Source organism: Pseudomonas asuensis (genome assembly GCF_014646755.1).
Classification (GTDB): domain Bacteria; phylum Pseudomonadota; class Gammaproteobacteria; order Pseudomonadales; family Pseudomonadaceae; genus Chryseomonas; species Chryseomonas asuensis.
Window position 1 is genome coordinate 427,226 of the sequence record NZ_BMNW01000003.1, and the last position, 15,886, is coordinate 443,111.

At 53.2% G+C, this 15,886-nt stretch carries 13 protein-coding genes; 5 read left to right on the forward strand and 8 right to left on the reverse strand.

What is annotated here, in order from left to right; genetic code table 11:
- Window positions 1-24: 24 nt before the first annotated feature.
- A complete protein-coding gene (locus IEX86_RS08755; protein WP_188865741.1) occupies window positions 25-1,980 on the reverse strand; it encodes a monovalent cation:proton antiporter family protein in 1,956 nt (651 codons plus the stop codon).
- A gap of 197 nt (window positions 1,981-2,177) precedes the next feature.
- On the opposite strand from IEX86_RS08755, the gene IEX86_RS08760 reads away from it, so the two are divergent.
- Together IEX86_RS08760 and IEX86_RS08765 are read left to right on the forward strand one after the other, a co-directional pair.
- Window positions 2,178-2,420: a glutaredoxin family protein gene (locus IEX86_RS08760; protein ID WP_188865742.1), complete on the forward strand. Its 243-nt coding sequence runs from the start codon at window positions 2,178-2,180 to the stop codon at window positions 2,418-2,420.
- Between the two features lie 222 nt (window positions 2,421-2,642).
- Complete coding sequence (locus IEX86_RS08765; RefSeq protein WP_037029624.1) at window positions 2,643-2,930, forward strand: DUF3509 domain-containing protein; 288 nt, start codon at window positions 2,643-2,645, stop codon at window positions 2,928-2,930.
- Window positions 2,931-3,090: 160 nt separating this feature from the next.
- Here IEX86_RS08765 and IEX86_RS08770 read toward each other — a convergent pair whose 3' ends face one another.
- The 3 genes from IEX86_RS08770 to IEX86_RS08780 all read right to left on the reverse strand — a co-directional run bounded on the left by IEX86_RS08770 (window position 3,091) and on the right by IEX86_RS08780 (window position 4,743).
- On the reverse strand, window positions 3,091-3,582 hold the full coding sequence (locus tag IEX86_RS08770) for a hypothetical protein (protein ID WP_188865743.1): 492 nt from the start codon (window positions 3,580-3,582) through the stop codon (window positions 3,091-3,093).
- A 15-nt stretch (window positions 3,583-3,597) separates the two neighbouring features.
- The gene (locus IEX86_RS08775) at window positions 3,598-3,876 is read right to left on the reverse strand and encodes a DUF3509 domain-containing protein (RefSeq protein WP_188865744.1); all 279 of its coding nucleotides are present in this window, start codon (window positions 3,874-3,876) and stop codon (window positions 3,598-3,600) included.
- A gap of 195 nt (window positions 3,877-4,071) precedes the next feature.
- Entirely contained in the window at window positions 4,072-4,743 is a 672-nt protein-coding gene (locus tag IEX86_RS08780; protein ID WP_188865745.1) for a haloacid dehalogenase type II, read from the reverse strand.
- A gap of 871 nt (window positions 4,744-5,614) precedes the next feature.
- On the opposite strand from IEX86_RS08780, the gene IEX86_RS08785 reads away from it, so the two are divergent.
- Window positions 5,615-5,821, forward strand: a complete 207-nt coding sequence (locus IEX86_RS08785; protein ID WP_188865746.1) for a hypothetical protein — start codon at window positions 5,615-5,617, stop codon at window positions 5,819-5,821.
- A 231-nt stretch (window positions 5,822-6,052) separates the two neighbouring features.
- On the opposite strand, the gene IEX86_RS08790 is transcribed toward IEX86_RS08785, so the two are convergent.
- Together IEX86_RS08790 and IEX86_RS08795 are read right to left on the reverse strand one after the other, a co-directional pair.
- Window positions 6,053-9,460: an ATP-binding protein gene (locus IEX86_RS08790; RefSeq protein WP_188865747.1), complete on the reverse strand. Its 3,408-nt coding sequence runs from the start codon at window positions 9,458-9,460 to the stop codon at window positions 6,053-6,055.
- A gap of 98 nt (window positions 9,461-9,558) precedes the next feature.
- Window positions 9,559-10,107: a hypothetical protein gene (locus tag IEX86_RS08795; protein ID WP_188865748.1), complete on the reverse strand. Its 549-nt coding sequence runs from the start codon at window positions 10,105-10,107 to the stop codon at window positions 9,559-9,561.
- A gap of 161 nt (window positions 10,108-10,268) precedes the next feature.
- On the opposite strand from IEX86_RS08795, the gene IEX86_RS08800 reads away from it, so the two are divergent.
- Complete coding sequence (locus IEX86_RS08800; RefSeq protein ID WP_188865749.1) at window positions 10,269-10,487, forward strand: hypothetical protein; 219 nt, start codon at window positions 10,269-10,271, stop codon at window positions 10,485-10,487.
- Window positions 10,488-10,737: 250 nt separating this feature from the next.
- A complete protein-coding gene (locus tag IEX86_RS08805) occupies window positions 10,738-11,064 on the forward strand; it encodes a hypothetical protein (RefSeq protein ID WP_188865750.1) in 327 nt (108 codons plus the stop codon).
- Window positions 11,065-11,137: 73 nt separating this feature from the next.
- Here IEX86_RS08805 and sstT read toward each other — a convergent pair whose 3' ends face one another.
- The gene (gene sstT, locus IEX86_RS08810; protein ID WP_188865751.1) at window positions 11,138-12,352 is read right to left on the reverse strand and encodes a serine/threonine transporter SstT; all 1,215 of its coding nucleotides are present in this window, start codon (window positions 12,350-12,352) and stop codon (window positions 11,138-11,140) included.
- 428 nt (window positions 12,353-12,780) lie between these two features.
- Entirely contained in the window at window positions 12,781-15,843 is a 3,063-nt protein-coding gene (locus IEX86_RS08815; RefSeq protein ID WP_188865752.1) for a hybrid sensor histidine kinase/response regulator, read from the reverse strand.
- Between the last annotated feature and the right edge of the window lie 43 nt (window positions 15,844-15,886).

Consider the following 15,886-nt stretch of genomic DNA (forward strand, 5'->3'; position numbering starts at 1 on the left):
GCAAAGGTTCCGTTTGTCGCTCTCTCATGACATGCCGGCTAACAACCGGGCCTCAGCTTGTTCCAAGGCGCCGACAGGCCCTTTAAGCAATACGGTATCGTGGGCGTGAAGGTGTAGTTCCGGCGTAATCGTCAGCTCCATACCAGCACGTCGGATGGTTTCCAGGCTAAGCCCCAATGCTTCCAGTTCCAGTGAATCTAGAGATCGCCCCACCGCATAGGCATTGTCGGGAAGGTAAATTGCATGCAGCAGGACACGGCTGTTGCGGTGGGCATCCAGCACATCGGCCTGGGCACCTTGGTAATAGCCCTGTAGCAGGCTGTAGCGCTCGCGGCGGACAGTGTCGATACGCTCTTGAACATGACGCTCGGATAGCCCCAGGAGAAGCAGCGCCTGAGACCCCAGCATCAGACTCGACTCAAGCAGTTCAGGTACTACCGCGCTGGCCCCTGCTGAGCGGAGGTCGGCATTCAGGCTGCTGTCTCGCGTGCGCACCAGAATAGGCAGGTCGGTCCGGTGCTGGCGCGCCAGACGAACGATAGCCAGCGCTCGGGACGGGTCGTCTACTGCAACCACCAGCAAGCGCGCTCGGGCAATGCCCACGGCTTCCAAGAGTTCTGTACGGCTGGAGTCACCGTAGTGCACGCTTGCCTCTATAGCGACAGCTTCCTGGACTCGAACAGGATCGTTATCCAGCGCAGTGAACGGGATTTTCTCCAGATTCAGTAGTCGGCCAATCGACTGACCTACCCGGCCAAAGCCACAAATAATGACGTGTCTGGAGAGGTCTGCGCTGGCAGTGGCGATATCTGAGGCCTGTGTTGGACTGAACAGGCCTACTGATCGGGCCAGTTGCGAAGCATTACGCAGTAATACCGGTGCAAGGGCCATGGAGAGAAAAACAGCCGTCAAGAGCGCCCCGGAAAACATATCGTCTACGAGGCCTTCCTGCCTGGACTGCGCTACCAGTGCAAAGCAAAACTCACTGCCCTGGGCAAGCGCCACGCCTGTACGCCATCCCGTGGCATTGTCGCCAAAACGACCTCGGACTATCAGAGCCACTACGAGCGCCTTTAGAACAACCAGCGCCAGCACCAATAGCAGTACAAAGCCGGGCTGGCGTATGACAACCTGTATATCGATCAGCATGCCAACACTGATAAAGAACACCCCCAAGAGCACATCCCGGAAAGGGCGCAGGTCCGCTTCAATCTGATGCCGATAATGGCTTTCGCCTAAAAGCATTCCGGCCAGGAAGGCGCCAAAGCCCATGGAGAGTCCCATCAGGTGAGTTAGCCAGGCCGTAAGTAAGACAATAAACAGGGCTAGCAATAAAAAGAGCTCGGCGGAGCGGGAGCTGCCAATTTCACGAAACAGTGGTGGTAGGAGCCATCGACTGGCAGCCAGCAAGGCCATGAACAGCACGGCGGTCTTGCCTAGGGTGAGGGGCAGGGCCCAGTACCATACGGTTTCGCCATTTCCGCTGAAGACCGGTATCAGAGTCAGGAGAAGAACCGCAACCACATCCTGAAAGAGCAGGACGCCAATGGTGTTCTGTCCGTGTGGTGCCAGGACCTCACCCAGTGTCGAAAGCTCTCGTGTCACGATAGCCGTCGAGGAAAGCGACAGTCCAACACCTAATAGCGTTGCGGTTCCAGGCGAGGCGCCCAGCAGACTCAACACAAGAGCCAGAGGAATACTGCATAGCAGCACCTGAAGACTTCCCAATCCAAAGACGACCCGGCGCAATGCCAGCATGCGCGGCAGGGAAAACTCCAGCCCAAGCATGAAAAGCAGAAACACGACGCCCATTTCGGCAATCAAGGGAAGTGATTGATCCGGCTGAACCCACCCCAGGGCATTCGGGCCCAGAGCCAGACCTACAAATAGGTATCCTAGCAAGGGCGGTAGCCCGACTCGGCGTATCAGCGAGATAATTACCAGGGAGGCTGCTAACAATAAGAGAAGGTCGATGAACACGCCAGGCCTCACAGTCAGGTTACGTCAGTAAAGTCGACCACGCGATGATTGTTAGTCTCCCTCTGGGGCGCATTGAAGCCGAGTTGCCGAATAAACAAAGTGTAAATGAACCTGCACAAACTTTATTGAGGCACATCAATGCCTCGTCTGATGAGTCTCGACCATACTAAAAGGGTTTTTCTTGTTGGGAGATCGTCATGAGCCCGCATTGTCAGCTGCTGGTTACGGCAGCGTGTCACCTTTGTCATGACGCTGAAGCGGTGCTGATGCCATTCGTGGAGCACGGCCTGCTAGTCGAGGTTGTTGATATCATGACCTTGGAGGAAGGGCCGGAACAGTATAGTCTGCGGATTCCCGTGTTGCGTCATATTGAGAGTAGACGGGAGCTGAACTGGCCATTCACCTGTGAACAGATCGCAGCCTTTTTGATGCAAAGTTAACCCCAGTCATGGCGGTTTGTGGATAGAAAGCCCTGGGTCAATGTTGCTCTGAAAGATTTAAATCGCCTATTTTTTTAGTGGATGGCGTATTGATAGCAGCAGGATCGCGACTTCTATTGCATTTTTTCATGAATTTCAAGTTTTTCGTGTGAACTCTGGCTTCCAAGTCACTGTCTTTCTCATCGCATTCATAAAACGTAAAAATACTTAATGAATGGGGGAATGATGAATAGCGCAACTGAAAAACTGATGACTGCCTTTCCAACCTACGAATGTTCGGTAACAGAACCGCGTCCTGATGGAAGTGTTGTGTTCTGTGTACAGGACCTGGGCAGCGATGCACGAGTGACTCGTGTAATCTCCGCTCGCCAGCTAAGCGATGATCGCGCACTGCAGATTGTGATCGATGATATGCGCAAGGATGTCTCGCTTCGCGCTGGCGCGCTGGCACCGCAATCGTTGGCTACCTTGCGAGCCACGGGAGCGACCGTAATGCGTTACGCTGATTGAGGCATTGGCACCTGTCCATGACAGCGTTGCATTGCGCTTACTCAGTCAAGGTTCAGCAGGTTTTGCCTGCTGAACCTTGCGTGTCTGCTTGATTTAGAACGAAAAAACTCGCCTTGAGCGAGTTTTGCTGTTGCGCTAAATGTAAGTCTGGCTATAGGCCTTAGTACTTACACCTCATCAAGCGACAGTCCTTGCAAGGCAGATCTGCAGGGACTGTCGTTTCCTCCGGGCAACTGTCCGGTTTTTCCAAGCCTATATCCCAGACCGGGAAGCCTATGCCCTGTGCAGTTAACGCACGTCGGGCTGCATGGACAGTACCTTTCAGTGAGCCAGGCTCGCTGTATTGTGCGTGCCGAATTCGAGGTGAACGGTAGGCAACGCGCCCATATAGATCAAGCACGCTAAAGGAAAACGCTCCCTGCACGTCAGGTAGTGTCGGCCATACCTGAAGAGGAGCCAGTGCACTCATCAACTCATCGCAAGCCAATGTGTAACGTGTGGTCATGACCGGGTCGGTGATGACTGTATTTTGCTGCGCCTGCTGCTGCGCAGCATGAGTCAGCGGGATTGCTGTGCCAAGAGCAGTGGGGGCGCCGATCGAATCTGCTAGATCGTAAACACTTGAGGTGCCCAAGCTGTTGGGTAAAGACATGAAGCCACTGCTCACTCAACGGGAAATCGAATACGTCTTATAAGGCGATAAAGAGGCCAGTAACTGCGGTACGCCATGACCACTGTCAATCGCCATACCCAGACGGATTCCATCAATCACGCAGTCCAGTTTCTTGGGAGTATGCAACTGTTCTTTGGTAATTAAGCGGCGCACTTTTGTGCCGGTATCGTCAGAAAGCGTCAGTGTGACACTTCCATCCATTCGCTCAATACGGAAGTTGACGCGGTAATCAGCTTCGAAAGCCGCAGCGATAACTTGAAAAGGATTATCCATATGCCTCACCTGATAGCCACATCAACATTACGGTTTCATTGACACAGCTGAGGTCTGCAAAGTTCTACAATTTTTTTCTAACTGCGACAGATGCGCATGGGTATACAGTTTTGCTGTGATCTCTGCTTATCCCTTTAACGCTAGGCCCTAATAGAATGATCTGCTGCAAATTCAGCAACATACGGAAACATCTCTTCATGCAGATTCTATTGTCAGTATCTGCTGTATGACAGTTATCAGGTTAGGGCCTTGTACTGTAGGGGGTGCTAGTGGACTTGGCACCTGCTGAGCAGTACGGGAAACCAGGGCAGTCTTGAAGCCTGCTCGTTGCGCACCGGCAATATCCCAGGCATGAACGGCGATTAGCCAAAGCGCTTCCGGCTTTTCACCGATGGCCTTAGCTGCCTGAAGATAAGCCGGAGCATCAGGCTTTAGCGTATGGGCATCCTCAGCAGAAAGAACGTCATTGAAATAAGCACGCAGTCCAGCCGCAGACAGTTGGGCATTCACCAGCTCACGGGCGTTGTTAGAGAGCGCCACAATCCGTGCACCAGTGTTGCGTAACTGTTCGAGTGCAAGCTCAGCATCAGGGTGCGCTGGCAGCATGCGCATGGCTGTCTTTACACTATGGCGATCGGCTTCGGACAGCTGGACACGTTCGCGCTGCGCCAGCATGGTCAGGGCTGCCTGCCCGGCTTCTTCAAAAGAAATACTGGGACCGGTAATGGTAGCTGTCATGGCGTTCTGTAGCGTTTGGGCAAACCAGGCGCTGCGCGCTGTAGAGGAGCCAAAAACCTGGAAGAAAACGGAATCGAGTCCTGCCAGGTCCAGCAGTGTTTCATTGATATCGAACAGGCAACAAGTCATGGTCATTCCTTGCATGGAGATAAAGGATGGACACCCTACTGCTAAATCTGGTTGCGCACTCGATGGATAAGGTCAAATCTTAATGGACCGTAGCGGCTCAAATGAGAGCCTGCCACGTCTGGTCAAAAGCATTAATACATGACGGAGACGAGATGACGCAGGAGGCGAATTGCTCTTGGAAGCCCTTTCCATTAAAGCGGAACTGGTTTGGATGCTTCTTTCGGCCGTAGTCTTCAGAAGTGTGTTTAAGAGGCTATGGGCCAGGTCGTCGGTGTTCTGGCGTGGCATTATTGAGCGATAGGTCCTGCTGTATAGAGCTGGCATCTAGGGTCTGTCTGAAAAGTCTTGTTACCGGCCCTATAGCTCCTTTTTAGCTTCTTACCGTTACGGAAATCAATAAGTTAGGGAAGTGCTTCAGGCCGTTCATGATGGCGGTTTAATATTTTTCAGACAGAACCTAGTCTCCTCTATAAAGCACAACAACATCTCGTAGGGTTCCGAGTTTTAGAGAGAAGTGCGGCTGCGTGTCGCGTTGAAAGGCTGGATATTGCCTTTATCTTCTGACCACCGAAATAGCCACGCGGCTCATGTACATACTGGGAAAGCCAGTTTTCCTTGACGTCAGAACAAGTCATCCATTTGACATGACGCCAAGTCAAGAATTGACCGCTGTGATTATCAAGAAATAGCGCCTGATACCGATACCTAGCGACAGGAATAAACGGTTGCAGTCAATTGACTGTTTTATAACCGCTTGTCAGGTATTTTGCGCCTATTAGTTAGCTTGCTGCCTTTTGATGTGACTGCCAGATAATTAGTCTGCGTCTTCAGGCCGCTGAATCGATTTTTATTTACTTTATATGGAGTTAACGTGAGAACTAAAGAAGATGCATCGAAGCGTCGTCGAGAGGGCGTATCGATCATGGAGTGGCTGGTGATTGGCATTCTCTCGGTTTATATCGTATTCACTCTTACTGTCTTCGCCCAAAAGCAGTGGAATTCGCTGACTGAAGTACAAAAAGAACAAATCATTGAAGATATCAGCCGTGCTGCCCAAGAAACGCCGCTACTGACCTGATCGTGCCTCTTTCAAGCCGTCTGGCTTTTACCGCATAAGAATAAAAGCAAAATACTTTTTCCACCCTGTTTGATGGGTCGAGGTTATATATTGCCTGTAAAAAGAGCTTTTGATTAATTACCTAAGCGTGCTCAAGAGTCTCATGCGGTATGTTTAATAAGAACGATATTCTGAAACCCTCAAGATAGAGCCTGTCTTGAGGGGTTTGCTTATGTGGGGCGTAACTAATATCTAGTTGAGTTTGATTTTCTGCTTGTGACTTACGACATTAATAATAGTGTCGGCAAGTTGGTTTAATGTGAACGGTTTGTTTAGCACGGTAAGGCTGCCTGTAGGTAGTGCGGCTGAGTCGGCATACCCCGTCATTAAAAGCATTTTGAGTTCCGGTCTTATGCCCAGACTTTGCTTGCACAGCTCCATACCTGTCATGCCAGGCATGGCGTAATCGGTTAGAAGCAGGTCTATCCCCTCACTATCCTGCAGCTGCTGTATGGCCTCTTGGCCACTTGCCGCCTTGATATGCTCATATCCTAGCTCTGTTAGCATGGCGGAGGTTGAGCGGCGTACCTGGGCGTCGTCATCTACCAGCAGGATCCGTAGCGGGACTGCAGGTGAGAGGCCTACCTTTACTGGCTCAGTCATGGCCTGTACCGGTTCTGAAGTACGGGGCAGATAAAAGCAGATCCGTGTGCCTCTACCTGGCAGGCTCCGGACCTCAATGTCTCCCCCGAACTGCCGGACGGTGCCGTAGACTTGTGCCAGGCCCAGCCCTGTTCCCTTGCCTTGGGCCTTGGTCGTGAAAAAGGGCTCGAACAGATGACTAAGCACATCCTGAGACATGCCCTCTCCAGTATCCGTCAGACTGACGCTTATAAATTCGCCTCGGCCTAACGAGGCTGGGTGAGTATCCGAGGGACCTACGTTTTGCGTCTGGATGGTTAGCGTTCCGCCGCTGGGCATGGCATCCCGTGCATTCACAACCATGTTCAAGATCGCCAGTTCAAGCTGGTTGGAGTCGCCTTGCGCTATCCAGAGGCCCGGCTGAAGGTCCATGACCAGCTCGACAGTGCCACCCAAGGTGCTATGCAGCAGCTCTTTCATCCCCAGGAGCATTGTATTGAGGTCGACCGGGCGTGCGTTTAAGCGCTGCTTGCGTGAAAAAGCCAGAAGCTGTGTGGTCAGTTTGGCGCCTCGATCAGCGGCCTGCTGGGCATTCTTCAGCAGATGGCTGGTACGCTCATCAGTAGCCCGTAGCGCCATGAGATCCAGTGATGCGATGACAACAGCCAGCAAATTGTTGAAGTCATGCGCCACGCCGGCGGTCAGTTGACCAATTGCATCCATCTTTCGAGATTGGGCCAGTTGTTCTTCGGCTTCGCGACGCAGTTGCGCAAGCTCAAGGCTGGCTTGAACCCGGGCTTTGAGCTCCCGAGCGGAGAACGGTTTGACAAGGTAGTCATCTGCACCGGATTCCAATCCATCCACACTGGCTTCTTCGCCTGCACGTGCTGAAAGCATGATAATCGGCAGTGTTTTGAGCAGAGGGTCCTCACGTAGCTGACGTACTAAGCCAAACCCATCCAGAATAGGCATCATTACATCGGTTAGTAACAGGTCTGCTCCGTGCTGTCTTACCACGTCAAGCGCGATGGCTCCATCGGCGACCGCTATGATGTCGTGATCAGGCTCAAGCAGGCGCTGGATATACGCACGCATATCAGCATTATCGTCGGCCAGTACGATGCGGGCCCGCCGTTTCGTGGAGTGTTTAGCTGCAACCGTTACCGCCTGGGCTGTGGATGACTCCAATGGGTAAGCTTGGGTGTCATCCGCCAACCAGCGTAAGGCTTCCTCTACAAACGGGGCGGCTCCTGGACCTTCGTCATAATCGGATGAGACGTCATGAATGGACTCATCTGGAAGATGTTGGCTACCGAAGGGAATTTTAAGCGTAAATACCGTCCCCTGATCTGGCAGGCTGTTTACTGATACCGAGCCGCCATGCAGCATTACAAGTTCGTTCACCAGTGCCAGGCCAATGCCTGAGCCCTCATAGGATCGGCTCTTTGTACCTTCGATTCGGTGAAAGCGCTCAAAGAGACGGGGCAGGTGCTCGGCTGCAATGCCAACGCCTGTATCCGCTACCGTGAGCTGGGCATGGTTCTCGTTTGAGCTCAACTCAAGGCGAATCTGGCCGGTAAATGTAAATTTAAATGCATTGGAGAGCAGGTTGAGTACAACCTTTTCCCACATTTCCCGATCGACAAAGACAGGCTCTGGTAAAGGAGGGCAGATGACCTCAAAGCGAAGGCCTGCCCGTTCGATAGCTGAGCGAAAACTGCTTGCAAGGTCTGTTGTGAAGGATGCCAGATTCGTAGGGATAAAGCGTGCTTTAGAGCGGCCTGCTTCAACCCGTGAAAAATCAAGCAGTGTGTTGACCAAGCGTAACAGGCGCAGGGCGTTACGGTGCGCTACTGTCAATTCATCCCGAACCTCAGGGGGCAGGGTCGGCTTGCCAAGCAGATCCTCAAGAGGGCCCAGCATAAGCGTTAGCGGTGTTCTGAACTCATGGGATACATTGGAGAAGAACTGCGTTTTAGCCCGGTCTAGCTCGGCTAGCATCTCGGCCCGCTGTTGTGCTTGCTCATAAGCACGCGCATTACGCAGCGCCATTGAGATCTGGCCCGCCACCAGTGTAATGAATGTTCTATAGGCCTCATCCAGTGCACGGCTGGGGCTGATGCCCAAAACCAGAACGCCTAATGGCTCGGCATCACTTTCACCAGCAATTGGAATGACCTGTGCGCAATCGACCAGGTCCTGCCAGAGCCCCCCGTGCAGTCCTAATGTTTTGGATAGTCCTGTAAGGGTTTGGGGTTGTCCGGCCAGGGCTTGCGTGAGTGGCCAAGGCTGATTGGCAGCGTCATAAGCTATCGGTAGGGTCGACGGGGCATGGATACTGTCAGGAGCGATCGACGTGGCGGCAGCCAGATTCAGAGTTTCTTCAGGGCCTCTTAAATAGAGCAGGGCGAAAGGCAGGTCCAGCAGGTCACTTGCCAGGGCTTTTCCAACCTCTTCGCTGGTGGTTTCAACACTCCGAATCTCGCCAGCCTGTGTTGAAAGATCACTTAGCAGCTTGAGCCGACGCTCGCCCACAACCTGTACAGTCACCTCGCTGCACACGGCCAGCATGCCGACAATAATCCCTTCGTCATTTTCAGCAGGCGCATGGGAGACGCTGAAGTAAGCCTCCTCCCGATAGCCCGATCTGTCCATCAGTAGGGGGAGGGCTGCAGTCCAGTTGGCCTGCCCGGTTTCCATGACTCGCTCGATCATGGGGCCAAGAGTGTCCCAGTTTTCCGCCATGGTGATACGGATATCATCACCGAGCGCCTGGGGGTGCTTGTCGCCGATCAGCTTGGCATAAGCATCGTTATAGATCTGAGTAAATTCAGGCCCCCAGGTAAGGATCATGGGGTACTGGGAGGAAAGAAGTGTACGGACCGTCGAGCGAAGACTTTGCGGCCAGGCGGAGACAGGGCCTAACGGCGTCTTTGACCAGTCAAGGTCTCTTGCCAGGGCACGTATCTCGCCGGGGCCGCGAAAAAAATTAAGAGCAAATGCGTTGTGTAAAGTCATGGGACAGGCTAACAGGAGGCACCCAGACTATCTGGGACACAAAGTGTATTAAGTCCATGCTTCGCAGTCGAACTCAACTGCCAACTGATAGCAGCGTCTTATTTATCGATAGGCATCCAGCCTAAACGCTGTTCGATAACCGTTCTATAGGGTGTTCTGATCTCAAGCGGAAGCTGCCTGACATAGTCACAGGCGTGGTCACGGACTCCGCCTTCAAGCCCCTCAAGATAGGCGATGGCTTCATCAGCCGAGGGCATACGACCTTCCTCGTCCTTCGACTTGGGCGGTAATGCCGTCCAGACAACAGCATCCAGCTCCTTACTGGCCGCCCACTCCTTGATGCGCTCTCCATAAGGCCCTTCGTACTCACCTGGAATAGTGCCGACATACTCAGGGCGTTCACGGTTGATTTGCTCCCGATCTCGCAGCAGTTCACGTGCGGTATCTAAATCTTCAACATTCAAGAGGGCCCAGAAGGTAGGGCTATCCGGTGCACTGGAGGACAGGGCAACTGCTAGCTCTCCACCATCGCAGGTGCGGCAAAGTTCTACTGGCAGTAAGGGACCGTCATTCATCCAGGCAGAAGACAGCGGAAGAGGGCCGGGCTTCCAGATCAGGGAGCCCCAGGCAAGACAGGCAATACGCATGCTGAATACTCGCGGTTGGAATCAAAAAATGGATTTGGGTTAGGCCGACAACATACAGGTTTGAATGTAAAAACCCGTTTCGGTTCAGCACGATCGATCAGGGGCAGTAATATTGACGATCCGATAGAATGGGGCCGCTTTGAACTTCGCTGAGTAATGGAATGAACGACTCCAAAACCAAAGTACGCCCCTTAACCTGGATCGGCCTGGTGCTGTTCGTAGGTGGAGTAATAGGTCTGGTGACTGCTCTAGTGCCCTTGATCGGTCCTGAAAGAGCGCCTCGTGACGCTGGGCACCTGACGCCTCTGGTGGTATCAGCAATTGTCCAGTTTATTGGGTATGTCTTGCTTAATCGCAATCGCTTCCGTGGCCGTCGATAAGCAGCCGCTGATGCTCTCGTGAGGCAGCTCCGCTGTCTCATCTATTCCCTTATCCATATCCTGCCAGCTCTTAAGCTTGAGTCCTAACTGCTGCGAACGAAATCACAGAAAGCGAGTCGGAAGGAAGCGTTACGACTTGGTTGCAGTCCTTTGAGTATGACCAAACCTTGAGCGTAGCGATATCAATCAGGGGTTCGGTGTAGGCACATGCAGCAATGGGTGCTGCCGGGCTGGAAAAGGATGAAGATTCATGCGCAAGACAATGGTGATGCTTTCCTTGGCGTTGTTGGCGGCTTGTACCCAGGGGTACAAGGGTGAACAGGCACCCCAGGATGTTCAGATCCAGCGGTATATGACCGAGCAGCAGCTGATAAGCTCGATGGGTAAGCCTGATCATGTGCAGAAGGAAGGTTCGCTGACCGTCCTTGTTTACAAGGCCCGGTTGCTTAGTATGTCGGCAGATCGCTCAGACTATTCCTTTATCTTCGACGGCGGGCACTTGGTTGAATATACGCCGGGACGGGTCAAGGTACAGACCCATAATGGTACGCCAAAGATTACAGTCGAACCTGCCTGAGCTTGAGAGCGTGCAGTATTGAAGGGTTATGGCAGCGGAAAGATGATGCTTCTACCTTTCCGCTGCACGAAGATCAGGCTTCTTTAGCCTGACAGGCCGCTGCCGTGAAGATGACGTCAGTGGAGGAGTTCAGCGCGGTTTCTGCCGAATCCTGAACCACGCCGATGATAAAGCCCACCGCCACAACCTGCATGGCGATTTCGCTAGGTATCCCGAACAGGCTGCAAGCCAGAGGGATCAATAGCAGCGAGCCGCCCGCTACCCCAGATGCACCACACGCACATACCGCTGCCACAATGCTGAGCAGAATGGCGGTTGGAATATCGACGGCAATACCCATGGTTTCTACTGCGGCTAATGTCAGCACCGTGATGGTAATGGCTGCTCCGCCCATATTGATGGTCGCGCCCAGCGGAATCGATACCGAGTAAGTATCCTCATGCAAGCCCAAGCGTTCGCACAGTGCCAGATTGACGGGCACATTGGCTGCAGAGCTACGCGTGAAAAAGGCCGTAATACCGCTTTCTTTCAAGCAGGTCAGTACTAATGGATACGGGTTACGCCGGATTTTCCAATAAACGATGAGCGGGTTAACGACGAGGGCTACCAACAGCATGCAGCCAACCAGTACGGCCAGAAGGTGCAAGTAACTCACCAGGGCATCAAACCCGGACGTAGCCAGCGTTGAGGCTACCAGACCAAAAATGCCCAGTGGCGCAAAGCGAATCACGAAACGGACGATATTCGAAACGCCATCTGCCAAATCACTAAACAGCGTTCGGGTCGTCTCGCTGGTATGGCGGAACGTAATGCCCAGTCCAATGGCCCATGCCAGGATACCCATGAAGTTGGCGTTGATGAGGGCGTTGATGGGGTTGTCCACGATACTTAGCAGCAGGGTTTGCAATACGCTGCTGATTCCTTCTGGTGGGCTGACATCACTGGTATGGGCGACAAGTGTCAAGGTGGAGGGGAAGAGAAAGCTGGCCAGCACTGCAATTATCGAAGCGGATAATGTCCCGATTACATAAAGCCACAGGATGGGCTTTATGTGAGTTGGCTGTCCTTGCTTATGATTGGCAATAGAGGACGCTACCAGAACGAATACCAGGATCGGCGCAACCGCTTTCAAGGCCGTGACAAACACAGAACCAATGAAACCTGTGGCTTGAGCGGCAGAGGGCGCCACGAGCGCGAGCACAATGCCGGCGATCAGTCCAATGAGAATCTGCATCACCAGACTGGAGCGCATCAGCCAGTTCAGGAGAGGGTTTGAAGCTTGGGTCATGGCAGGTATCAACTTATAAGGAAGCGGGTCGTCGTATGGCAACAAAGGGATTCGTGCGGCCCCTTCACGCTGGATGAATCAACGCCGTACACAGTCAATGTGTCCCGCTAAAGGTTCGTTTTCATGCACGCAATTGAGCGAAGCGGCGGATTTTAAAGGTATTTACCCGCTTTTGGACACAAAAAGCGCAAGGCCGACGTTTGGTAGCGTGTGCGGGCTAATGGATTTGTAGCCTATGGCAGTCGTCTGTGACGCGCAATTACCGGCGTGAGGCTGGTTGATTCGCTGAAATAGATGCGTCTGTACTGATACCCCATCGCATGATGTTTTATTTCACAGCTCCTCCAGTAGGTCGAGTAATTCGAGCCTATCGACTTACATCCGGTAAGCCTGGACTGCTCAGCAGCGGCCAAGTCGACCTGCAATAGTCAGTCCGGAGGCTTGATAATGTCCTGAATCTTGCTAGCCAATGCATCCACGTTGAATGGCTTGGTGATAATTTGCATGTTTTCTCCCAGGTAGCCCTCTACCTGAGCGCCCTCGGCATACCCTGTTGCAAAGAGAATCTTTAGCTCCGGCCGTATGGTTCTGGCTACATCGGCTAATTGACGGCCGTTCATTCCAGGTAATCCAACATCAGAAATCATCAAATCAATCTGCTGGTCACTTTGCAGTAGTGGTATAGCCTGTTGCGCATCGATTGCCTCAAGCGAGCTGTAGCCCAACTCATTCAACACCTCGATAATCAGCGAGCGGACAACAGGCTCGTCTTCGACCACCAGCACCGTTTCCCCCGAGCCCTTAGGCACCTGCCTTGCAGTATCAGTGGGGCGTTCATCCAGGGCGCCGCGGTAGCGAGGTAGGTATAGCCTGACGCTGGTGCCTTTGCCTTGTGTGGAGAAAATGCGGACCTGTCCCTTGGACTGTTTGGCATAGCCATAGATCATGGATAGCCCAAGCCCGGTTCCCTGACCAATGGGTTTGGTTGTAAAAAAGGGGTCAAAGGCACGCTCTATGACCTCCTGGCTCATGCCGGTGCCGGTATCGTTTACGCTCAGCACCACGTAGTCACCCGGTGCCAACGTAAGGTGTGGGTCTTCGTTATGTTCGTCAACGTGTGCCGACGAGGTGGCAATGGTGATTATGCCGCCAGCCGGCATGGCATCGCGGGCATTGATCACTAGGTTGAGCAGGGCGCTTTCCAGCTGATTGGTATCGGTCAGCGCTGGCCACAGTCCTGCTACAAGCGTCGTGTTGAGTGTGATTTTTTCGCCTATGGTGCGCCGTAACAGCTCCTCCATCGACGCAACCAGTGTGTTGAGATTGACAGGTTTAAGATCAAGGGCCTGTCGCCGCGAAAACGCCAGTAGGCGTTGAGTCAGCGCCGCTGCGCGCTGAGCCGAAGTAACGGCAGCACTCATATAGCGGTCCAGATTCTGAGGACGGCCAGACTCGTAACGACGCTGCATCAGATCCAGCGAGCCGATGATTCCAGTCAGCAGGTTATTGAAGTCATGGGCAATACCCCCCGTAAGCTGGCCGACCGCTTCCATTTTCTGGGATTGACGCAGTTGATCTTCAAGCTGACGCTGCTCGGTAATATCCCGGCCAACTGAGTAAATCAGCCCCTCCTCAGGCACAGCCGTCCATGATGTCAGTCGATAGTTGCCATTCTGATGGAGTAGGCGTACTTCGTAGGAGCGAGCCCGACGCTCCTGGTCGATGGTATTCAGTCCATGGGTGATGCGGTCAACATCGTCCGGATGAATCAGGTCAAGGTAATTTCTTCCAAGCAGGTCGCTCTCTGACCAGCCTAGTGTCTTATACCAGGCTTCATTCACTGAAACGAAGCGGCCATCCAGCTGACAGACCTTCATCAGATCGTTACTCAAGCGCCAGATTCGATCACGCTCGCGTGTGCGCAACTCAATTTGTTTTTCAAGCTCTTCACGGGAACGGGATAAAACCTCGCGAGCATTGATGATGTCCTGGATATCAGTTGAAGTACCAAACCAGCCGTCTATGGTGCCACGTTCATTACGTACTGGCTGGGCCCGTGCGAGCACCCAGCGATACTGGCCTGAGCAGTGGCGAAGCCGAAATTCTGTCCGATAGAGCTCGCCATTGTTGAGACACTGCTGCCAGAGCGCCCAAGTGGTTTCCTGGTCGTCTGGATGAATCAGCTCGGCCCAGCCGTCACCGTCAGTACGCCCGGCCGTTGAGCCGGTAAATTCGTACCAGCGTTCGTTGAAATAGTAGTGATGACCATCCGGGCGGCTAGCCCATACCATCTGATCGATTGAATTGGTGATGGCCTTAAAGCGTGCTTCGCTTTCCGCCAGAGCCGCTTCAGCTTGCTTGCGCGCTGTAACATCCAAAAACAAAACAACAAAGCTTTCAGAATCCAGACGTCTTAGCCACGACTCGAACCAGCGGCCATTGAGCGCCTGCAGTTGCAACTCGAAATGCACGGGGTCGTTGTGGCGTACGAAGCGCGAATAACTCTCCACCAGCGTGTCATCGATATTGGGCAATGCTTCACTAAGCGTACGACCCTCTACCTGATCAAGCGGCAGCCCTGTCAGCTGGCTAAACGCCGGATTGACCTCTATGAAGCGAAAGTCGACCATGTGGCCGGTTGCATCCAGGATAGGTTCTGCAACAAAGAAGCCCTCTTGCATGCCTTGGGTGAGGCCGCGTAGGCGAGCATCGCTTTCCAGTCGTGCCTGTTCGGCCAGTTTGCGGTCAGTAATGTCATAGCACACGCCAAAATAGCGCATGCCTTCGCGGGAGTTGACCAGGATTGGCTCACCTCGGCGAGCCATCCAGCGCTCCTCACCGTTATCCGGCCTTCGAATACGATACTCGACGTAATCCAGCGCCCCCTCTATAAACTCATGGCTATCGGTAGTGATACGGGCGCGGTCGTCAGGATGGATAAGCGCAATCAGCTCGTTGGTCTGAAAGGTATCCTGTTCAGGCAGGCCCCAGAGCTGGCACATCTCTCGAGATACGGTCATGCGTCCCGAGGCTGGGTGTAATTCGAATGTTCCGATTTCTCCAACCTGTTGAGCCAGGCGCAGTCGCTCTGCAGCCAGGCGCTCGGGCGTACGGTCTCGTAGAATTTTGGAGTAACCCATGAGCACGCCGTTTCTGCGCAATGCGCTCATCTCGCCACTTGCCCAGAAACGTGTACCGTCGTGCTTGATGTGCCATCGCTCATCCTTGGCGCAGCCACACCTGGCAGCCTCCGTCATTTCGACGTTGGGTCGATCATTCGCACAATCTTCTGGTGTGAAGAAAATCGATACAGGCTGGCCAATGGCTTCAGCTGCCGTCCACCCCAAGATCTTTTCGGCGCTGGGGTTCCAGTCCACGATGGTTCCAGACAGGTCAGATACGACTATGGCATAGTCGGAGGTATTGGCTAAAACCAGTTGCGCCAGATCGCCAGGACTTAATGCGCTAAGAGATGATCTACCGGATTCCATAAAGAATACTTTTTCTGTCGATTCATGATGTGACAGAAAAAGT